Genomic DNA, 23944 nt, shown 5'->3' on the forward strand with positions numbered 1-23944 from the left:
CTAGGAACCGTCCCTCCCGCCGCGCAGACGGTCCTGGATGATCCCGCCGATGAGATGGAGCGTCTCCGGTTTGAGCATGCCGGCGTGGGAGCAGTCCATCCGCCGGTAGTCCACCGGCCCGTCGACGTACTCGTGCCAGACGTCCGGTTCCAGCACGCTCTCCGTCTCCTGGGTGGCGGCGAACAGCATCATCTCCGTCTCGACCCGCTGGTGCCGGTAGCGTCCGGTGATGTCGATGTTGTTCTCCATCACCCGCATGATGGTGAGGAACTCGCTCTCCTCGATGCTGCCCAGCACGGTGTTCGTCGTGCGGGCCATCGCCGCGAACTCCTCGAACGTCATCCCCTGCGTGGGGACTTCGACGGTGCTCACCCCCAGCAGTTCGAGGATGCCCCGGTAGTACTCCTCGTGCGCGTGCTCGGGGATGTCCTCCCGCGCGGCGGGTTTCGCGTCGAGGCAGACCATCAGCTCGACCCGTTGCCCCCGCTCGGCGAGCCGGGCGGCGACCGCGTGGGCGACGATGCCGCCGAAGGAGTGCCCCATCAGCCGGTAGGGCCCCTCGGGCTGGACCCGGATCATGGCCTCCACGCAGTCGTCGGCCACCTCCTCCACGGAGCCCGGCAGGTTCCCGGGGTCGGACAGACCGCGGGCCTGGAGGCCGTAGAGGGGGATGTCGGCGTCGATGTGCGGCAGCAGGCCGGCGTAGTTCCAGCACATTCCGCCGCCCGAGTGCAGGCAGAACAGCGGGGCCTGACGGCCCTTGGTGCGCAGGGGCAGGAGAACCTCGAAGGCGGAGGACGACCCGGCGGCTCCCTCGCCGGAGCCCTCGTCGAGGCGCCGGGCGAGTTCGGCGACGGTCGGCGCCTCGAAGAGGGCGCGCAGCGGCAGTTCGACGCCGAGGACGGCCTGGATCCGGCTGATGAGGCCGGTCGCCAGCAGCGAGTGGCCGCCGAGGTCGAAGAAGCCGTCGTCGACGCTCACGCCGGTCAGGCCGAGCACTTCGGCGTAGAGGGTGCACAGCACCTCTTCGCGCGGTGTGCGCGGCGGGCGCCCGGCCCGGCCGCCGTAGTCGGGGGCGGGCAGCGCCTTGCGGTCGACCTTGCCGTTGGGGCTGAGCGGCAGTTCGGGCAGGACCGTCACCGCCGAGGGGACCATGTAGCCGGGGAGCCGGTCACGCAGGGCCTCGCGCACGGCGGCCGCGGAGAAGCCGTCGGGGTCCTCCGGCACCACGTACGCCACGAGACGCGGATCCGTGCCGCCGTGGCGGTGGACGGCCACGAAGGCCTGGACGAGGCCGGGAAGTCGTAGCAACTCGGCCTGGATCTCGCCGGGTTCGACACGGAAACCCCGGATCTTCACCTGGTCGTCGGCACGGCCCAGGTACTCCAGTTGCCCGTCGGCGTTCCACCGCACGACGTCACCGGTGCGGTACATCCGTTCCCCCGGACCGCCCAGCGGGTTGGCCACGAACCGTTCGGCGGTGAGCCCGGGTCGGCCCAGGTAGCCGCGGGCCAGGCCCGCGCCGGCCACGTACAGCTCACCGACGACGCCCTGCGGCACGGGGTGCAGACCGGCGTCCAGGACGTAGCCGGACAGGCCGAACAGGGGCCGCCCCATGGGGACGACGCCGCTCTCGCGGCCGGTCAGCGGCGCGCTCATGGCCGCGCCGACGGTGGACTCGGTGGGCCCGTACGCGTTGATCATGCGGCGGCCGGGGGCCCAGCGTTCCGTCAGGTCGGGCGAGCACGCCTCGCCCGCCACCAGGAGAACCGCCAGGTCGGGGAAGGGTACGCCGGGTCCCCGCGCGTCGAGGGTCGCGAGCACCGAGGGGGGCAGCGTCACATGGGTCACCCGCCGCCCGGCGAGCGTCTCCCCGAGGGCGTCGCCGGCCAGCGCGTCGGCGGAGGCCGCGACGAGGGCCGCGCCCGAGGCGAAGGCCATCACCAGCTCCCACACCGACACGTCGAAACTCGGCGAGGCGAACTGGAGCACCCGGCTGTCCGGTGTGAGCGCGAACGCGTCCAGTTGGGCCCGCGCCAGGTTGGCGAACCCGGCGTGGGTGACCTCGACGCCCTTGGGCCGGCCGGTGGAGCCGGAGGTGTAGATGACGTACGCGGTGTGCGCGGGGTGGACCGGCACGCCCGGATCGGTGTCGGGCAGCGCCTCCTGGTCGACGCGGGCCGTCCAGTCGTCGTCGAGGACGACGGCGGGGTCCGCGTCGGCGAGCATGTACGCGATCCGCTCGGCCGGGTAGTCCGGGTCGACGGGGACGTACGCGGCGCCGGTCTTGACCACACCGAGAATGGTGGTGACCAGCTCCGGGCCGCGCCGCATCCGCAGCGCCACCCGCTGTCCGGGGCCGACCCCGAGGCCCAGCAGGTGGTGGGCGACGCGGTTCGAGCGGCGGTCCAGTTCGGCGTACGACATTTCGCGGTACGACACTTCGCCCCGGCCGGAGATGGTCGCCACGGCGTCGGGTGCCCGTCCGGCCGCCGCCCGGAAGAGGTCCGGCAGGGTCACCGGGGGCAGGTCGGCGCGGTCGGCCCCGGACCATTCGAGCAGCGTCCCGCGCTCGTGCGGCGCGAGGATCTCCAGCGACCTGACCGGCCGCCGGGGGTCGTCGATCGCCGAGTCGAGCAGCCGCGTCCAGCGGGCGGTGAACGCGTCGATGGTCGCCGCGTCGTACAGGTCGGTGGCGTATTCCACCAGGCCGGTGAGGCCGGCCGGCTCGCCCGCCTCGTCGAAGGTCTCGGTGACGCTGACGAAGACGTCGAACTTGGCCGAGCCCGCGCCCGCCTTCTCGGCGCCCACCGTCAGACCGGGCAGGTCGAAGCGCGCGCCGTCGTCGTTCTGGAGGACGAGCACCACCTGGAACAGCGGGTGGTGGGCGGTGGAGCGCTGCGGGTTGACCTTCTCCACCAGGTACTCGAACGGCAGGTCCTGGTGGGTGTACGCGGCCAGGCAGGTCTCGCGCACCCGGGCCAGCAGCTCGGTGAAGGTCGGGTCCCCGGAGGTGTCCGTGCGCAGCACCAGCGTGCTGACGAAGAACCCGACCAGATCGTCCAGGTTCTCGTCGCCGCGGCCGGCGATGGGCGAGCCGACGGGGATGTCGTCCCCGGCGCCGAGCCGCGACAGGAGTGCGGCGAGGCCCGCCTGGAGGACCATGAACAGCGTCGAGTCCGCGGAGCGGGCCAGTGCGCGCAGCCCGGCGTGGGTCCCGGCGCCGATGCGGAAGGGTGTGACGTCGCCGCGGTAGGAGGGGAGCGCGGGGCGCGGCCGGTCGGGCGGCAGCGTGGCCTGCTCCGGCAGCCCGGCCAACTGGCGCGCCCAGTAGGCGGCCTGGCGCGCGAAGAGGCTGTCCGGGTCGGAGTCGTCGCCGAGCAGGTCGTGCTGCCAGAGGGTGAAGTCCGCGTACTGGAGGGGCAGCGGGCTCCACTCGGGTCGTGCGCCGTCCCGGCGGGCGGTGTAGGCGGCGACCAGGTCGCGCGTCAGCGGCCCCATCGACCAGCCGTCGGCGGCGATGTGGTGGATGACCACGACCAGTACGGACGTGTCGGGCCCGGTGACCAGCAGCCCGGCGCGGACGGGGATCTCGCGGTCGAGTTCGAACCCGTGCCGCACGATCCGGGCCACCCGCTCGGGCACCTGCTCCTCGCCGATCTCCGCCACCTCGACGTCGATCCGCGCCCGCTCCGGCCCGAGCACCGCCTGGTGGGGCTGTCCGTCGGTGTCGGGGAAGACGGTGCGCAAGGGTTCGTGGCGTGCGACCACGTCGTTGAGCGCCCACTCCAGGGCGCCGACGTCCAGCTTCCCGGTCAGCTTCAGGACGAGCGGCATGTTGTACGTCGCCGACGCGCCCTCGAACTTGTACAGGAACCACAGCCGCCGCTGGGCGAACGACAACGGCAACACCCGCGGCCGCTCCCGCCGCGCCAGCACCGGACGCGACCCCGCCTGCGACAACCTCCCCGCAAGACCCGCCACCGTCGGCGCGTCGAACAACGCCCGCAACGGCAACTCCACCCCCAGCACCGCACGCACCCGGCTCACCAACCGCGTCGCCAGCAGCGAATGACCCCCCAGATCGAAGAAGTCGTCGTCCACGCCCACCGCCGGTACGCCGAGGACGCCGGCGAACAGCTCGCACAGCACCTCTTCGGTCTGGGTGCGCGGCGCACGGGACGCCCCCGCCCCGCCGTACTCCGGTGCCGGCAGCGCGCTTCGGTCGATCTTCCCGCTCACGGTCAGCGGGAACTCGTCCAGCGCGACGATGGCCGACGGCACCATGTACCGGGGCAGACGCCGACTCAGCGACTCGCGCAGAGCGCCGAGGGAGCGGCCGAGCCGGTCCTCGGGGACGATGTAGGCGATGAGGCGGGTGTCGTCCTGGTGCGCGCGGGCGACCACCAGTGCCTGCGCGACGCCCGGCTCGGCCTCCAACGCGGCCTGGATCTCGCCGGGTTCGATACGGAAGCCACGGATCTTCACCTGGTCGTCGGCACGGCCCAGGTATTCGAGCTGACCGGCGGTGTTCCAGCGGGCGAGGTCGCCCGTGCGGTACATGCGCGCGCCGGGGGCGCCGAAGGGGCTGGCGATGAAGCGTTCGGCGGTCAGTGCCGGGCGGCCCGCGTATCCACGCGCCAGTCCGGGCCCTGAGACGTACAGCTCCCCCGGCACACCGGCCGGAGCGAGCCCGAGACGCTCGTCCAGTACGAACAGGGTTGCGCCCGGCACCGGCCGCCCGATGGGCGCACCCCCGCCCGCCGTCAGCGGATCACTGATCGCTGCCGCTACGGTGATCTCCGTGGGCCCGTACGCGTTGACCAGCCTACGACCGGGGGCCCAGCGGGCCACCAGCTCGGGCGGGCAGGCCTCCGCGCCCACTCCCAGGGCGACGAGGCCGTCAAGGCGTTCCCACGCACCCTCGGGCAGGGTCGCGACCACCGACGGCGGCAAGAACGCGTGTGTCACCTCGCCCCCGGCGAGGGCTTCTTCCAGCTCTTCGCCCGCCAGGCCGGAACCGTCCGGGATGACCAGCGCCGAACCGGAACCCCACGCCAGCACCAGCTCCAACACGGATGCGTCGAAACTCAGCGACGCCGTACGCAGCACACGACCGCCGGCACCAATGCCCATCCGCTCCACCAGACCGGCCGCGAACCCCGCGACACCGGCATGGGTGACTTCCACGCCCTTCGGACGGCCCGTCGAACCCGAGGTGTAGATGACGTACGCGGGATGCGAGAGCAACAACGGCGTCCTGCGCTCGGCATCAGTGATCTCCGCACCCGACAGAGCTGCGGTGTCGACTTCATCCAGCAGTACGACACCCGGCACACCGTCCGGCAAGCTGTCCGCAGCCGCCCGCGTCGTCAGCACCAACCCCGGCCGCGCATCCTCCAACAGGAAACCGATCCGCGCCCCCGGATACTCCACATCCACCGGCACATACGCAGCCCCCGCCGAGACCACGGCGAGTACCGAGACCAGCTGCTCCACACCCGCCGGAACCGCGACCGCCACCACATTCCCGGGACCCACCCCCCGGCCGATCAGCCACCGCCCCAGCCGGTTCACCCGTCCCGCCAACTCGCCGTACGAGAACGCCCCTTCGCCGCCTACCACAGCAACGGCCCCCGGACATTCCCGCGCCCGACCGGCAAAGAGATCCGGCAACGTCACCGGCACCGGCGCGTCACCAGGCGCCGACCACCCCAGCAACCGCTCCCGCTCATCCCCACCCAGCACATCAAGCTCACCCACCCGCGTGCCGGGTACGGCGACCGCTCCGCTCAGGACCCGCACCAGCCGGGCCCCGAACGCCTCCACCGTGCCCGCGTCGTACAGGTCCGTCGCGTACTCGATCAGCCCGGACATGCCGGCGGGGTTGCCGTCCTCGTCGAACGTCTCTCCCAGGTTGACGGTGAGGTCGAACTGCGAGCCGGAGACGCCCGGGTCCTCGAACTGAGCTCGGAGGCCCGGGAGTTCGAAGGCGAGGTCGGTGTTGTTCTGCAGCGCCAGCATGACCTGGGCGAGCGGGTGGTGGCCGGGCGAACGCTGCGGGTTGAGCCGCTCCACCAGGTATTCGAAGGGGATGTCCTGATGGCCGTACGCGGCGAGGCTCGTCCCGCGGATCTGGTTCAGCAGCTCGCCGAACGTCGGGTCCGCCGCCAAGTCGGCACGTATGACCAGGGTGTTGACGAAGAAGCCGACCAGGTCGTCCAGCCCCTCGTCGGTGCGTCCAGCGATGGGTGAGCCCACCGCGGTGTCCCGCCCCGCGCCCAGGCGCGAGAGCAGCGCCGCGAGGCCCGCGTGCAGGACCATGAACAGCGTCGCGTCCGCCGAGCGGGCGAGCTCCCGCAGCGCCGCATGCGTCGAGGCGTCGAGCGCGAAACTCACGGTGTCGCTGCGGTAGGAGGGGGTCGCGGTGCGCGGCCGGTCCGTGGGCAGGGACACGATGTCCGGCAGGTCGCGCAGGTGCTCGGTCCAGTAGTCGGCCTGGCGGCGCAGCAGGCTGTCGGGGTCGGTGTCCTCGCCGAGCAGGTCGTGCTGCCAGAGGCTGTAATCGGCGTACTGCACCGGGAGCGCGCTCCACTCCGGTTCCGCGCCGCCGCGCCGGGCCGCGTACGCGGAGGCGAGATCGGCAGCGAGGGGCGTCATCGACCAGCCGTCGGCGGCTATGTGGTGCATGACGAGCACCAGGACGGCTTCCCTGGGCCCGGTGGCCAACAGGCGTGCGAACAGCGGGATTTCCCTGTCCAGTTCGAACCCGTGCCGGACGCAGGCCGCCACTCGGGAAGCCACCGCGTCTTCTGTCACCGGTTCGACGGCGAGGGCGAGGTGGGTCTCGGCAGGGGTGAGGATGTGCTGGTGGGGCTCCCCGTCGACATCGGGGAAGACCGTCCGCAGCGGTTCATGCCGGGCGATCACATCGTTCAGCGCCGCCTCAAGCGCGGGCACGTCCAGCTCTCCTTCGAGTCGCAGGACGAGCGGGATGTTGTACGTGGCCGACGCGCCTTCGAACTTGTACAGGAACCACAGTCGGCGTTGCGCGAAGGACAGCGGCAGCCTTTCGGGGCGTTCGCGGCGCTCCAGTGTCGGCCGCGATCCCGCCGCCGACAGGTGGCGTACGACACCGGCGACCGTGGGCTGGTCGAACAGGGTACGCAGGGCCAGGTCGACGCCGAGGACGGCCCGGATCCGGTTCACTAGGCGGGTCGCCAGGAGGGAGTGTCCGCCCAGCTCGAAGAAACTGTCCTCCACACCGACCGCCGGCAGGCCCAGCACCTCGGCGAACAGACCGCACACGATCTCTTCCTGCGGGGTCCGCGCGGCCCGCGAAGCCGTGAACGCGTACTCCGGGGCAGGCAGCGCCTTGCGGTCCACCTTGCCGCTGACCGTCAGCGGCAGCGCCTCCAGCACGACGAACGCCGCCGGCACCAGATGCGAGGGCAGCCGCTCGCCCAAGCTGCGGCGCAGGCCGGACACCAGCTCGCCCGCCACCCGCGTACGCACCGGATCACTCGCCAATCCCGCGAGCGAACGCGTCCCCACCGGGACGAACGTATCCGACACCGCACCCGTGCCCGGGGGCAGCAGGACCACGTCGAAGGTGTCGGACCGCCCCTGCCCCATGGTCACCACGGCGTCCCCACCTCGGGACTCCGCCCAGGCGCACACCGCTTCCGGGTCGATCCCGTTCTCCGCGTCCAGCAACTCCCGGACCCGCTCGATGGGTTCTCCGTCAGCCACCGCCCGGGCGGCCGCGACTTCCCCGGTCAGGCGAGCGTTCGGCACCCCGGACACGCGTACCGGCAGGACCACGTCCGCCAGGGCGTCCAGTGACTGAACGTCCCGGTCCCAGGCCAGGACCGGCACCCCGGCCAGCGAAAGGGGCCGCGCGGGCGCCTTGTGCAGGACCACGTCGTACCGGTGCCGGGTCAGCTCGTTGTGGGCAGCGCCCCGCTTCCACCGCACGTCCACGCCCACCGCTTCCGGCCTGGTGGCCGCCCAGACGGCGAAGAACTCGGGATCGAGCAGCAGTTCCTTCTCCGTCACCACGGCCTGCTCCACCGCCGCGCGCAGTCGGTCGGTGTCCTCGATACCGGGCTGCCGGGCCTGCACGGCCGTCTGCAAGGCCCGCAGCAGACCCCGGTGGCGAACGTCACCGACGATCAACCGCCCGCCCTCGGCCAGCAGCCCGAACGCCTGGTCCAGCACCCGCTCCAAGTACTCCCAGCCCGGGAAGTACTGCACCACGGAGTTGATGACCACCGTGTCGAACCCACCGACGGGCAGACCAGTCACATCATCGGCCGCCTGACAGCGCACCGTCACGTGATCCCAGCCAAGCCCCGCCACCTGCCGGCGCAACCGTTCCACGACGGACGACGAGAAGTCCGTCGCCCAGTACGACTCCACCCCCGGCGCCACATGCCCCATCAACAACCCGGAACCGACACCGATCTCCAACACCCGGCGAGGCGCGAACCCCCGGACACGGGCCAGCACTTGATCGCGCCACTCCCGCATGTCGTCCAGCGGGATCGGCTCGCCCGAGTACGAGCTGTTCCACCCCTCGAAGCCCTCCCCCAGCGCGTCCGACCCGGCCTCGCCGTACACCGAGTCATAGATCTCCCGCCACTCCTCGACCTGCTCACCGGTCGTGCTGTCCTCCCCTGCTGCCGAAGGGACGATGTAGGCGACGAGACGCTTGTCGTCCTGGTGCGCGCGGGCGACCACCAGTGCCTGCGCGACGCCCGGCTCGGCCTCCAACGCCGCCTGGATCTCGCCGGGTTCGATACGGAAGCCACGGATCTTCACCTGATCGTCGGCACGGCCCAGGTATTCGAGCTGACCGGCGGTGTTCCAGCGGGCGAGGTCACCCGTGCGGTACATGCGCGCGCCGGGGGCGCCGAAGGGGCTGGCCACGAAGCGTTCGGCGGTCAGTGCCGGGCGGCCCGCGTATCCACGCGCCAGTCCGGGCCCTGAGACGTACAGCTCCCCCGGCACACCGGCCGGAGCGAGCCCGAGACGCTCGTCCAGTACAAACAGGGCCGCACCCGGCACCGGCCGCCCGATGGGTGCACCCCCGCCCGCCGTCAACGGAGCACTGATCGCCGCAGCCACCGTGATCTCCGTAGGCCCGTACGCGTTGACCACGCGCCGCCCGCCATCCGTCCACCGGGACACCAGCTCGGGCGGACAGGCCTCCGCGCCCACCCCGAGAGCGACGAGGCCGTCAAGGCGTTCCCACGCACCCTCGGGCAGGGTCGCGACCACCGACGGCGGCAGGAACGCATGCGTCACCCCACCCCCGGCGAGGGCTTCTTCCAGCTCTTCGCCCGCCAGGCCGGAACCGTCCGGGATGACCAGCGCCGAACCGGAACCCCACGCCAGCACCAGCTCCAACACGGATGCGTCGAAGCTCAACGACGCCGTACGCAACACACGACCGCCGGCACCGATACCCATCCGCTCCACCAGACCGGCCGCGAACCCCGCAATACCGGCGTGGGTGACTTCCACGCCCTTCGGACGGCCCGTCGAACCCGAGGTGTAGATGACGTACGCGGGATGCGAAAGCAACAACGGCGTCCTGCGCTCGGCATCAGTGATCTCCGCACCCGACAGAGCTGCGGTATCGACTTCGTCCACCAACACGACACCCGGCACACCGTCCGGCAAGCTGTCCGCAGCCGCCCGCGTCGTCAGCACCAACCCCGGCCGCGCATCCTCCAACAGGAAACCGATCCGCGCCCCCGGATACTCCACATCCACCGGCACATACGCAGCCCCGGACGAGACAACCGCCAGCACCGACACGAGTTGCTCCAGCCCCGCCGGAACCGCGACCGCCACCACATCCCCGGGACCCATCCCCCGGGCGATCAGCCACCGCCCCAGCCGGTTCACCCGACCGGCCAACTCGCCGTACGAGAAAGCCTCCTCGCCTTGAATGACAGCCACCGCACCCGGGCACTCCCGCACCCGGGCGGCAAAGAGCTCCGGCAACGTCACCGGAACGGACACTTCGCCGGCCGTCGACCACCCCAGCAACCACTCCCGCTCGCCCTCCCCCAGCACATCGAGTTCGCCCACCCGGGTCTCCGGGCCGGTCAGTGCCTCGCTGAGCAACCGCTCCAGCCGGGCCCCGAACGTCTCCACCGTGCCCGCGTCGTACAGGTCCGTCGCGTACTCGATGAACCCGGACATGCCCGCCGGGCGGCCCTCCTCGTCGAAGGTCTCCGACAGGCTGACCGTCACGTCGAACTTCGCCGTGCCCGTCCCCACCGATTCCGTCCGCACCCCGAGGCCGGGCAGCTCGAACCTGCCCTCCTCGTTGTTCTGGAGCACCAACGCCACCTGGAACAACGGATGCCGGCCGCCCGACCGCACCGGGTTCAGCCGCTCCACCACCAGCTCGAACGGCACATCCTGATGCGCGAACGCCTCCAGACACCCCTCACGCACACGGCCCAACAGCTCCGAGAACGACGGGTCGCCCGACACGTCCGTCCGCAGCACCAACGTATTCACGAAGAAGCCGACCAGGTCGTCCAGGCCCTCGTCCATGCGTCCGGCGACCGGTGAGCCGACGACGATGTCCGTTCCGGCGCCCAGCCGTGCCAGGAGGCTCGCGAGGCCGGCGTGCAGCACCATGAACAGGGTGACGTCCGCCGACCGCGCGAGGTCCCGCAGTCCGGCATGCAGGCCGGCGCCGATCTCGAAGCCGAGCACCTCGCCCTCGTACGAGGCCGAAGCGGGGCGCGGCCGGTCGACCGGGACCGTCACCTCGTCCGGCGCGTCCGCCAAAAGGTGCTGCCAGTAAGCGAATTGGGATCCCACCACACTCGTCGGGTCGTCCACGTCCCCCAGCACCTCGTGCTGCCACACGGTGTAGTCCGCGTACTGCACCGGCAGCGGCGCCCACGCCGGGGCCGCGCCGCCCGAGCGGGCCGCGTACGCCGCCACCAGGTCCCGGGCCAGCGGGCCCGCCGACCAGCCGTCCCCCGCGATGTGGTGCAGGACCAGCACCAGGATCGCGTCAGCGCCGCCGGTGACGTCGAGCAGGTGGGCGCGGAGGGGCACGTCCTGGTCGAGGCGGAAGCCGTGCCGGATGGTTTCGGCGACGCGGTCGGTGACCGCGGCCTCCGCGACCGGTTCGACGGTCAGCGGCACCCGGGCCTCGTCGGCCGGCAGCACGCGCTGGTACGGCCGGCCGTTGCTCTCGGGGAAGACCGTGCGCAGCGATTCGTGGCGGGCCACGACGTCGTTGACGGCGGTCTCCAGCGCCTCGCGGTCCACGTCGCCGGTGAGACGGAGGGTGAAGGGCATGTTGTAGGTCGCCGAGGGGCCTTCGAGTTGGTGCAGGAACCACAGCCGCTGCTGGGCGAACGACAGCGGCAGCAGCTCCGGGCGCGGCCGTGCCTCCAGTGGCGGGCGCACCCCTCCCTCGGTGAGGTGGGCGACGAGGCGCGCGACGGTCGGGGCCTCGAACAGCACCCGCAGCGGCAGTTCCACGCCCATGACGCGGCGGACCCTGCTCACCAGGCGGGTCGCGAGCAGCGAGTGGCCGCCGAGGTCGAAGAAGCTGTCGTCCACCCCGACCGAGGGCACCCCGAGGATGTCCGCGTACAGGGCGCAGAGGATTTCCTCCTGCGGGGTGCGGGGTGCCGTGGCGGTGTGTCCGGCGTACCGCGGCGTGGGCAGCGCGGCGCGGTCGAGCTTGCCGTTGGGGGTCAGCGGGAGCGCGTCCAGCAGGATGACCGTGGACGGCACGAGGTAGCCCGGCAGGACGTCCTGGAGGGCGGAGCGCAGCGACTCGGGTGTCGCCTCGGCGCCGGGGGCGGGGACTGCGTACGCGGCGAGCCGTGTCTCTCCCGCGTGGACGAACGGCGTGACGACCGCCTGGGCGACGGCGGGCAACCGCCGCAGCGCCTCCTCCACCTCGCCCGGCTCCACCCGGAACCCGCGGATCTTCACCTGGTCGTCGGCCCGGCCCAGGTACTCCAGCTGGCCGTCGGCGTTCCAGCGGACGACGTCTCCGGTGCGGTACATCCGGGTGCCCGGCTCATCGAACGGGCAGGCCACGAACCGCTCGGCCGTCAGCCCCGGCCGGCCGACGTAGCCGCGGGCGAGTGAGGGGCCCGCCACATACAGCTCGCCGGGTACGCCCGGCGGTACCGGGGTCAGGCCGCCGTCCAGGACGTACACGCGGGCGCCGACGACCGGTGTGCCGATGGGGGCGTGCGCCCCGGTGAGGGGCCGGCTGGTGGTGGCGTAGACCGTGGCCTCGGTCGGGCCGTAGGCGTTGATCATCAGGTGTCCGGCGGACCAGCGTGCTGCCAGGGCGGGCGGGCACGCCTCGCCCGCGACGACGAGGGAGCCGAGGTCGGGCAGGGCGGACTCGGTGCCGGCCGGGAGGGTGGCCAGGACGGACGGCGGGATGAAGAGGTGGGTGGCCCGGTGCGCGGCGAGCGCGGTGGCGAGCTGCTCGCCGACCAGGTGCTCGGTGCCGGTCTGCACGAGGGCGGCGCCGACGGTGAAGCCGGTCAGGAGTTCCATGACGGACACGTCGAAGTTGGACGAGGTGAACTGGAGGGTGCGGCTGCCCTCGGTGAGGCCGAAGCGCTCGGCGGTGGCGGTCAGCCCCGCGAGGCCGGCGTGGGTGACGGTCACGCCCTTCGGGGTGCCGGTGGAACCCGAGGTGTAGATGACGTACGCGGTGTTGTGCGGGCTCAGGGGTGCCGTGCGGTCGGTGTCGCGGGGTGCCCGCGTCGGCTGCCGGTCCCATGCGGCGCGGGTGGCGGGGTCGTCGGTGAGGTGGAGCGGTGCCCGGACGTCCAGGGGCCGGGTGGCCAGCACCAGTGCGGGCCGGGCGTCGGAGACGAGGTACGCGATCCGCTCGGCGGGGTGCGCGGGGTCGATCGGCAGGTAGGCCGCTCCGGCCTTGAGGACACCGAGGATGACGGCGATCTGGGTGCGGGAGCGGTCGACGGCGACGCCGACCGGCGTCTCGGGGCCCGCGCCCCGCGCGATGAGCCAGTGGGCGATCCGGTTGGCGTGCGCGTCGAGTTCGGCGTAGGAGGTGGTGCCGTCGGCGTCGATGAGCGCGGGTGCGTGCGGGGTGGCGTGCACCTGCCTGTCGAACAGCTCGGGCAGGGTCGCCGTCGGCTCGGTGCGCGCCGAGGTGCCCCAGGTGGCGAGGGCGCGCCGTTCGCCGGTGTCGAGGATGTCCAGTGCGCGAAGGCGGCGGTGCGGATCGTGCGCGGCGGTGCTCAGCAGGCGGGTCCAGCGGGCCGCGAAGGCGTCCATGGTGGCGGGATCGTAGAGGTCGGTGGCGTATTCGATGGTGCCGGTGAGTCCGGCGGGCCCGCCGTCCGCGTCGAAGTCCTCGACCAGGTTGAGGGTGAGGTCGAACTGCGAGCCGCCGGCCGCCGGTTCGAGGAGCTGGGTGTGCAGGCCCGGCAGGTCGAAGCGCAGGTCCGTGTTGTTCTGCAGGGCCAGCATGACCTGGATGAGGGGGTGGTGGGCGGTGGAGCGCTGCGGGTTGAGCTTCTCCACCAGGTATTCGAAGGGGATGTCCTGGTGGGTGTAGGCGGCCAGGCTGGTCTCCCTGACCTGGGCGAGGAGGTCGGCGAACGAGGGGTCGCCGGAGGTGTCGGTGCGCAGGATCAGGGTGTTGACGAAGAAGCCGACCAGGTCGTCCAGGTTCTCGTCGGTGCGCCCGGCGATGGGTGAGCCCACCGCGATGTCCGTGCCCGCGCCGAGGCGGGAGAGCAGGGCGGCGAGGCCGGTGTGCAGGACCATGAACAAGGTGGCGTCCGCCGAGCGGGCCAGCTCCCGCAGGGCGGCGTGCGTCGGGGCGTCGAGCGTGAAGGCGCTCTGGGCGCCGCGCTTGGAGGCGACGGGCGGCCGCGGCCGGTCCGTGGGCAGGCTCACGACCTCGGGCAGGCCGGCCAGGTGGTCGGTCCAGTAGGCGGCCTGGCGGGCGAAGAGGGTGTCGGGGTCGGTGTCGTCGCCGAGCAGGTCGTGCTGCCAGAGGCTGTAGTCGGCGTACTGCACCGGAGGCGCGGACCACCGGGGCCGCTCGCCCGCGCGGCGGGCGGTGTAGGCGCTCTTGAGGTCGTCGGCGAGCGGGCCGAGCGACCAGCCGTCCCCGGCGATGTGGTGGATGGTCAGCACGAGTACGTGGGTGTCGGGGCCGGTGCTCAGCAGGCGCGGCCGGACGGGGATCTCGCGGTCGAGTTCGAAGCGATGACGGACGCACTCCGCCACCCGTGCGTCCAGCTCATCGGCTGGAAGTCGCTCGGGCGTCAGCTCCAGAGGTACGTCGGCGGCGTCCAGGACGCGCTGGTGGGGCTGTCCGTCGGTGTCGGGGAAGACGGTGCGCAGGGGCTCGTGGCGTGCGACGACATCATTGAGCGCGCACTCCAGGGCGCCGACGTCCAGCTTCCCGGTCAGCTTCAGGACGAGCGGCATGTTGTACGTCGCCGACGCGCCCTCGAACTTGTACAGGAACCACAGCCGCCGCTGGGCGAACGACAACGGCAGCACCCGCGGCCGCTCCCGCCGCGCCAGCACCGGACGCGACCCCGCCTGCGACAACCGCCCCGCCAACCCCGCCACCGTCGGCGCGTCGAACAACGCCCGCAACGGCAACTCCACCCCCAGCACCGCACGCACCCGGCTCACCAACCGCGTCGCCAGCAGCGAATGACCCCCCAGATCGAAGAAGTTGTCCTCGACGCCCACCACCGGCAGGCCGAGGACGTCCGCGAAGAGGGTGGCGAGGATCTGTTCCTGCGGTGTGCGGGCCGCCCGCCCGGAGGTGCCCGCGAAGTCGGGGGCGGGCAGCGCGGCCCGGTCGACCTTGCCGCTCGGCATGCGCGGCACGTCGTCGAGGACGACGAAGGCCGAGGGCACCATGTGGTCGGGCAGCCGGTCGCGCACCGCGTCCCGTACCGCGGCCACCGACAGCTCGCCCCGCTCCTCCGGCACCAGATAGGCGACGAGCCTGTTCACGCCGTCCTGTTGGGCGTGGGCGGTCACCACCGCCTGGGCGACGTCGGGCCGGCCGCGCAGCACGGCCTCGATCTCGCCGGGTTCGACGCGGAAGCCGCGGATCTTCACCTGGTCGTCGGCACGGCCCAGGTATTCGAGCTGACCGGCGGTGTTCCAGCGGGCGAGGTCGCCCGTGCGGTACATGCGCGCGCCGGGCCCGGCGAAGGGGCAGGCCACGAACCGTTCGGCCGTCAGGCCGGGCCGGCCGACATAGCCGCGCGCCAGGCCCGCCCCGGCGATGTACAGCTCCCCCCACACGCCCGCCGGGGCGAGGTCGAGGCGCTCGTCCAGCACCAGTCCGGCCAGTCCCGGCAGGGGGCGGCCGATCGGGACGACACCGGTGTCCACGCCGGCCGGCAGCGGGCTCATCGCGGCGCCCACGGTCGACTCGGTGGGTCCGTACGCGTTGATCATCCGGCGGCCGGGGGCCCACCGCGCCGCCACGTCCGGCGGGCACGCCTCGCCCGCGACGGCCAGGGTCGTCAGGTGGGTGAGCCGGTCCGGCCCATGGGTGTCCTCCAGGGTGACCAGGACGGACGGCGGGAGGGTCGCGTTGCTGATCCGCTCGCGGTGGAGCAGCTCGGCGAGTTCCTGTCCGGCGAGGCCGGTCTCCTCCGGGATCACCAGGGTGGCCGCGGCGCTGAAGGTGGTCACCATCTCGGAGACCATGGCGTCGAAGCTGGACGGCGAGAACTGCAGCACCCTGTCGCCGGGGCGCAGTGCGAACGCGGCCCGCTTGGCGGCCGCGAGCCCGGCGATCCCGGCGTGCGTCACCTCGACGCCCTTGGGGCGGCCGGTCGAACCGGACGTGTAGATCACGTACGCGGTGTACGCCGGGTCGACGGCGATGCCCGGGGCGGTGTCGGGCTGGTCCGTGAAGTCCTGTCGTACCCAGGCGTCGTCGAGCACCACCGACGGCTCCGCGTCGGCGAGCATGTACGCCCGGCGCTCGGCCGGGTAGTCCGGGTCCACGGGCACATAGGCCGCGCCGGTCTTCAGCACACCGAGCAGGGCGGCGAGCAGGCCCGGGCCGCGGCGCACCAGCAGCGCCGCCCGCCGGCCCGGCCCGAGGCCCTGGCCGGTGAGCCGCCGTGCGATCCGGTTCGACCAGGCGTCCAGCGCGGCGTACGTCAGCTCCTCGCCGCCGTGCGCGAGCGCGGGGGAGCGTGGGGCGCGCAGCACCGCCTCCGCGAACAGGCCGGTCAGGGTGAGCGGTTCGGGCCGTACCGTGCCGCGCGCGCCGGACCAGTCGAGCAGTTGCCGGCGCTCTTGCGGGGCGAGCAGGTCGAGGCTGTCGACGGGCAGGTCCGCGGCGTCCGCCGCGGTGGCCAGGAGCCGGGTGTACCGCGCCCCGAACGCCTGGACGGTGGCCGGGTCGTAGAGGTCGGTGGCGTACTCGATGAAGCCGGTGACGCCCGCCGGGTCGCCGTTCTCGTCGAAGGTCTCGCCGATGTTCAGCAGCAGGTCGAACTGCGAGCTGCCCTGCCCCGGGTTCTCCAGCCGTGCCTGGAGTCCGGGCAGGTCGAAGTCGACCTCGGCGGTGTTCTGGAGGGTGAGCATGACCTGGACGAGGGGGTGGTGGGCGGTGGAGCGCTGCGGGTTGAGCTTCTCCACCAGGTATTCGAAGGGGATGTCCTGGTGGGTGTAGGCGGCCAGGCTGGTCTCCCTGACCTGGGCGAGGAGACGGGTGAAGGTCGGGCGTCCCGAGGTGTCGGTGCGCAGGACGAGGGTATTGACGAAGAAGCCGACCAGGTCGTCCAGCCCCTCGTCGGTGCGTCCGGCGATGGGCGAGCCCACCGCGATGTCGGTTCCGGCGCCGAGCCGCGAAAGCAGCCCGGCGAGGCCCGTGTGGAGCACCATGAACAGGGTCGCCCCGTGGGCCCGCGCCAGCTCCCGCAGGGCCGCGTGGGTCGAGGCGTCGATCTCGAACGGCAGCATGTCGCTGCGGTGGGACGCCTCGGCCGGCCGCGGCCGGTCGGTGGGCGGCGCCACGACCTCCGGCAGGTCGCGCAGGTGCTCGGTCCAGTAGGCGGCCTGGCGGCGCAGCAGGCTGTCGGGGTCGGTGTCCTCACCGAGCAGCTCGTGCTGCCAGAGGCTGTAATCGGCGTACTGCACCGGCATCGCCGTCCACCGGGGCGGGCGGCCCTCGCGGCGGGCGGCGTAGGCGGTCACCAGGTCCTCGGCCAGCGGCGCCATCGACCAGCCGTCGGCCGCGATGTGATGCAGGGTCAGCATCAGCATCGACTCGTCGTCACCGGCGGTCAGCAGTGTCGCGCGCAACGGCATGTCGCGGTCCAGCTCGAATCCGTGCCGGGCCAGGTCGTGCACCAGCCGCTCCCGCCGCTCCGGCGACCGCGCGTCCTCCACGGTGAGGGCGAGGCGGGTTTCGGCGGGGGTGAGGATGTGCTGGTGGGGCTCCCCGTCGACATCGGGGAAGACCGTCCGCAGCGGTTCGTGCCGGGCGATCACGTCGTTGAGGGCCGCTTCGAGAGCGGCTGCGTCGACTCGACCGGTGAGTCGCAGGACGAGCGGGATGTTGTACGTCGCCGACGCGCCCTCGAACTTGTACAGGAACCACATGCGGCGCTGTGCGAAGGACAGCGGCAGCCTTTCGGGACGCTCCCGGCGCTCCAGTGTCGGCCGGGATCCCGCCGCCGACAGGTGGCGTACGACACCGGCGACCGTGGGCTGGTCGAACAGGGTACGCAGGGCCAGGTCGACGCCGAGGACGGCCCGGATCCGGTTCACCAGGCGGGTCGCCAGGAGGGAGTGTCCGCCCAGCTCGAAGAAACTGTCCTCCACACCGACCGCCGGCAGACCCAGTACCTCGGCGAACAGGCCGCACACGATCTCTTCCTGCGGGGTCCGCGCGGCCCGCGAAGCCGTGAACGCGTACTCCGGGGCGGGCAGCGCCTTGCGGTCCACCTTGCCGCTGACCGTCAGCGGCAGCGCCTCCAGCACGACGAACGCCGCCGGCACCAGATGCGAGGGCAGCCGCTCGCCCAGACTGCGGCGCAGGCCGGACACCAGCTCGCCCGCCACCCGCGTACGCACTGGATCACTCGCCAATCCCGCGAGCGAACGCGCCCCCACCGGGACGAACGTATCCGACACCGCACCCGTGTCCGTGCCCTCGGGAGCGAAGACCACGTCCATGGTCTCCGCGCCACCGGACCCGACGCTCACCACCGCGTCCCAGCCCCGGGACTCCGCCCAGGCGCAGACCGTCTCCGGGTCGATCCCGCTCTCCGCGTCCAGCAACTCCCGGGCCCGCTCGATGGGTTCTCCGTCAGCCACCGCCCGGGCGGCCGCGACTTCCCCGGTCAGCCGAGCGTTCGGCACCCCGGACACGCGTACCGGCAGGGCTACGTCCGCCAGGGCGTCCAGCGACTCGACGTCCCGCCCCCAGGCGAGGGTCCGCACACCGGCCAGCGAAAGACACTGAGCAGGGGCTTTGTGCAGGACTACGTCATAGCGGTGCCGCGTCAGCTCGTTGTGGGCAGCGCCCCGCTTCCACCGCACGTCGACACCCACCGCTTCCGGGCGTGCGGCCGCCCAGACGGCGAAGAAGCCGGGGTCGAGCAGCAGTTCCTTCTCCTTGGTGACGGCCTGCTCCACCGCCGCGCGCAGTCGGTCGGTGTCCTCGATACCGGGCTGCCGGACCTGGACGGCCGTCTGCAAGGCCCGCAGCAGACCCCGGTGGCGAACGTCACCGACGATCAGCCGCCCGCCCTCGGCCAGCAGCCCGAACGCCTGGTCCAGCACCCGCTCCAAGTACTCCCAGCCCGGGAAGTACTGCACCACGGAGTTGATGACCACCGTGTCGAACCCACCGACGGGCAGCCCCGACACATCATCGGCCGCCTGACAGCGCACCGTCACATGATCCCAGCCAAGCCCCGCCACCTGCCCGCGCAACCGCTCCACGACCGACGACGAGAAGTCCGTCGCCCAGTACGACTCCACCCCCGGCGCCACATGCCCCATCAACAACCCGGAACCGACACCGATCTCCAACACCCGGCGAGGCGCGAGGCCACGGATGCGTTCCACGACGGCGCGGCGCCATTCCCGCATCTCGGCCAGAGGGATCGGCTCACCCGTGTACGAGCTGTTCCACCCCTCGAAGCCCTCCCCCAGCGCATCGGACTCGGCCTCGTCATATACCGAGTCGTAGATCTCCCGCCACTCCTCGACCTGTTCGCCGGTCGACCCTTCCGCGCCTGCCGATGAGGGCACGACATAGGCGACGAGGCGGGTGTCATCGTGGTGGGGACGGGCGACGACAAGAGCCTGGGCGACGCCCGGTTCGGCCTCCAACGCCGCCTGGACCTCCCCGGGTTCGATACGGAAGCCACGGATCTTCACCTGGTCGTCGGCACGGCCCAGGTATTCGAGCTGACCGGCGGTGTTCCAGCGTACGAGGTCGCCCGTGCGGTACATGCGCGCGCCGGGGGCACCGAAGGGGCTGGCGATGAAGCGTTCGGCGGTCAGTGCCGGGCGGCCCGCGTAACCGCGCGCCAGTCCAGGCCCTGAGACGTACAGCTCCCCCGGCACACCGGCCGGAGCGAACCCGAGACGCTCGTCCAGCACGAACAGGGCCGCACCCGGCACCTGCCGCCCGATGGGCGCACCCTCACCGGGCGTCAACGGATCACTGATCGCCGCCGCCACCGTGATCTCCGTAGGCCCGTAGGCATTGACCAGCCTACGACCGGGGGCCCACCGAGACAGCAGTTCCGGCGGGCACGCTTCCGCGCCCACGGCCAGGCCCACCAGGTCATGGAGGCGTTCCCAGGCGCCTTCGGGCAGGGTCGCCACCACCGACGGCGGCAAGAATGCGTGCGTCACCCCGCCCCCAGCGAGGGCCTTCTCCAGCTCCTCGCCCGCAAGACCAGAACCCTCCGGAATGACCAGCGCCGAACCGGAACCCCAGGCCAGCACCAGCTCCAACACGGAGGCGTCGAAACTCAGCGACGCCGTACGCAACACACGACCGCCGGCACCGATACCCATCCGCTCCACCAGACCGGCCGCGAAGCCCGCGATACCGGCGTGGGTGACTTCCACGCCCTTCGGGCGGCCCGTCGAACCGGACGTGTAGATGACGTACGCGGGGTGCGAAAGCAGCAACGGCGTCCTGCGCTCGGCGTCGGTGATCTCCGCACCCGACAAGGCCTCGGTGTCGACTTCGTCCATCAACACGACACCCGGCACGCCCTCGGGCAGATCGCCCGCAGCCGCCCGCGTCGTCAGCACCAACCCCGGCCGCGCATCCTCCAGCAGGAAACCGATCCGCGCCCCCGGATACTCCACATCCACCGGCACATACGCAGCCCCCGCCGAGACCACGGCAAGTACCGAGACCAGCTGCTCCACACCCGCCGGAACCGCGACCGCCACCACATCCCCGGGACCCACCCCCCGGCCGATCAACCACCGCCCCAGCCGGTTCACCCGCACGGCCAACTCCGCATAGGACAGGGCCTCTTCACCGCTGACCACGGCAACGGCCCCCGGGCATTCCCGCACCCGACCGGCAAAGAGACCCGGCAACGTCACCGGCACCGGCGCGGCGCCAGCCGTCGACCACCCCAGCAACCGCTCCCGCTCGCCCTCCCCCAGCACGTCGAGCTCGCCCACCCGCGAGCCAGGCCTGGCCACCGCCGCGCTCAGCAGCCGCTTCAGTCGGGCACCGAACGCCCTGGCCGTGTCCGCGTCGTACAGGTCCGTCGCGTACTCGATGAACCCGGACATGCCCGCCGGACGGCCCTCCTCGTCGAAGGTCTCCGACAGGCTGACCGTCACGTCGAACTTGGCCGTGCCCGTCCCGACCTGCTCCGTCCGCACCCCGAGGCCGGGCAGCTCGAACCTGCCCTCCTCGTTGTTCTGGAGCACCAACGCCACCTGGAACAACGGATGCCGACCACCCGACCGCACCGGGTTCAGCCGCTCCACCACCAGCTCGAACGGCACATCCTGATGCGCGAACGCCTCCAGACACCCCTCACGCACCCGGCCCAACAGCTCCGAGAACGACGGGTCGCCCGACACGTCCGTCCGCAGGACCAACGTATTCACGAACAGGCCGACCAGATCGTCCAGGCCCTCGTCCGTCCGTCCCGCGACCGGTGAGCCCACCACCGCTTCCTGGCCCGCGCCCAGCCGTGTGAGCAGTGCCGCCAGCGCGGCCTGCAACACCATGAACGGTGTCGCGTCCGCCGACCGGGCCAGGCCGCGCAGTCCGGCGTGCAGGTCGGGGCCGAGTTCCAGGGGCAGCAGACCGCCCTCGTACGAGGCCGAAGCGGGGCGCGGCCGGTCGCCCGGGACCGTCACCTCGTCCGGCACGCCCGCCAACTGGGTCCTCCAGTAGGCGAATTGCCGGGCCATTTCACTGTCGGGGTCCTCCACGTCCCCCAGCACCTCGTGCTGCCACACGGTGTAGTCCGCGTACTGCACCGGCAGCGGCGCCCACGCCGGGGCCGCGCCGCCCGAGCGGGCCGCGTACGCCGCCACCAGGTCCCGGGCCAGCGGGCCCGCCGACCAGCCGTCCCCCGCGATGTGGTGCAGGACGAGGAGCAGGACGGCGGCGGTGGGGTCGCCCTCGGTCCTGAAGAGCCATGCCTTGGCCGGGATGGCGGACGCGAGGTCGAAGGGGTGCCGGGCCGCCGCGCGGATCTCCGCGTCGAGACGGTCCGGATCGACGGTGGCGGTGTGCAGCGTCAGGTGGGCCTCGGGCGCGGGCAGGACGCGCTGGAAGGGGCGGTCGGCGTGTTCGGAGAAGACGGTGCGCAGGGGCTCGTGCCGTGCGACCAGGTCGTTGACGGCGGCTTCCAGCGCGTCACGGTCGACGTCGCCGGTGAGGTGGAGTGCGAGCGGCATGTTGTAGGTCGCCGAGGGGCCTTCGAGTTTGTGCAGGAACCACAGCCGCTGCTGGGCGAACGACAGCGGCAGCAGCTCCGGGCGCGGCCGTGCCTCCAGCGCCGGACGCACCCCTGCCTCCGTCAGGCGGCCGACGAGGCGCGCGACGGTCGGGGCCTCGAACAGCACCCGCAGCGGCAGTTCCACGTCGAGCGCCTTGCGGACGCGGCTCGCCAGGCGCGTGGCCAGCAGCGAGTGACCGCCGAGGTCGAAGAAGTCGTCGTCCACCCCGACCGAGGGGACTCCGAGGATGTCCGCGAACAGGCCGCACAGCACGGCTTCGGTCTCTGTGCGGGGGGCCCGTGACGGACCGGTGCCCTCGTACGCGGGGGCGGGGAGCGCGGCGCGGTCGATCTTGCCGTTCGGCGTCAGCGGCAGCGCGTCCAGCAGGACGGCGGCGGACGGCACGAGGTGGTCGGGCAGGATGTGCCGCAGGTCGGCGCGCAGGGACGCGGGGGTCACGTCGGCGTCGGGGGCCGGGACCGCGTACGCGACGAGACGCGTGTCGCCCGTGGCGTGGGTGAACGGCAGTACGACGGCCTGGGCCACGGCGGGATGGCGCCGCAGCGCCTCCTCCACCTCGCCGGGCTCCACCCGGAACCCGCGGATCTTCACCTGGTCGTCGGCCCGGCCGAGGTAATCCAGCTGGCCGTCGGCGATGTGGCGGACGACGTCCCCGGTGCGGTACATCCGGGTGCCCGGCTCATCGAACGGGCAGGCCACGAAACGCTCCGCCGTCAGGCCCGGCCGTGCCACGTATCCGCGCGCCAGGCCGGGGCCGGTCACGTACAGCTCCCCCGCGGCGCCGTCCGGGACAGGGGCCAGGGTGTCGTCCAGGACGAACACGCGGACCTCGGCCACCGGTGTTCCGATCGGGGGTCGTGCGCCGTCGTGGTCGGGGGTCGTGAGAGGTTCGGTCAGGGTGGTGGCGACCGAGCATTCGGTGGTGCCGTAGCCGTTGACCAGTTCGTGGTCGGCGGACCACCGGCGCACGAGGTCGGGCGGGCAGCTCTCGCCGCCGATGTGCACGCGGCGCAGGTGCGGCAGCGTGGACTCGGTGCCGGCGGGGAGGGTGGCGAGCACCGGGACCGGCAGGGTGACGTGGGTGATCCGTTCGTCGGCCAGGACGGCGGCGAGTTCCTCGCCGAGCAGGCGGTGCTGTGCGGGCAGGACGAGGGTGCCGCCGCCGGCGAAGGTGGTGAGCAGGTCCCAGATGGCCACGTCGAAGGTGGGTGGCGCCAGTTGGAGCACGCGGGATCCGGTGTCGGTGCTCTGGTGCGCGGCCGCCGTGGCGACGAGGGCGGCGAAGCCCGTGTGCGGCACACCGACCGGCTTCGGGGTGCCGGTGGAGCCCGAGGTGTGGATGACATAGGCCAGGTCGCGGGGGAACAGCGGCCGGGTGCGGTCGCCGTCGCGGGGTGCCGTGGCGGGGCAGGCGGCGATGGCCGTGCCGGTGGCGGGGTCGTCGAGCGGGAGCAGCCGGGCGTCGCCGGACGGGAGGCGGCGGGCGAGCTCGGCGTGGAGCAGGACCGCCCGGGGGGTGCTGCCGCGCAGCAGGCGGGTGAGGCGTTCGGTGGGCTGCCCGGGGTCGAGCGGGAGGTAGGCGGCGCCTGCCTTCATGACGCCGAGGAGGGCGGCGATGTGTTCGGGGCCGCGCGGCAGGGCGACGGCGATCCGGTCGTCGGGGCCCAGGTCCTCGGCGATGAGCCACCGGGCGATGCGGTTGGCGCGCGCGTCGAGTTCGGCGTACGTCCAGGTGGTGGTGGCCGCGCTGACGGCGATGGCCCGGGGGGTCAGCGCCGCCCGGTTCTCGAAGATGTCGGGCAGCGTGATGGGGTCGGCTGCCGCCCCCCGGGGTCCGCTTCCGTCCGTGGACCGACCGCTCGTGTTCGGCTCGTCAACGTTTCGCATGATGATGTCTTCTGCCCCTGGGGTCCGAGTGGTGCGCGGCGCGGCG

At 72.4% G+C, this 23944-nt stretch carries 1 protein-coding gene; it reads right to left on the minus strand.

The features are described from left to right. Positions 1–23898, minus strand: a complete 23898-nt coding sequence (locus ABZ385_RS02645) for a non-ribosomal peptide synthase/polyketide synthase (protein WP_358909261.1) — start codon at positions 23896–23898, stop codon at positions 1–3. Positions 23899–23944: the final 46 nt, after the last annotated feature.

This window comes from Streptomyces sp. NPDC005898, assembly GCF_040629635.1.
In the GTDB taxonomy this organism is placed as follows: domain Bacteria; phylum Actinomycetota; class Actinomycetes; order Streptomycetales; family Streptomycetaceae; genus Streptomyces.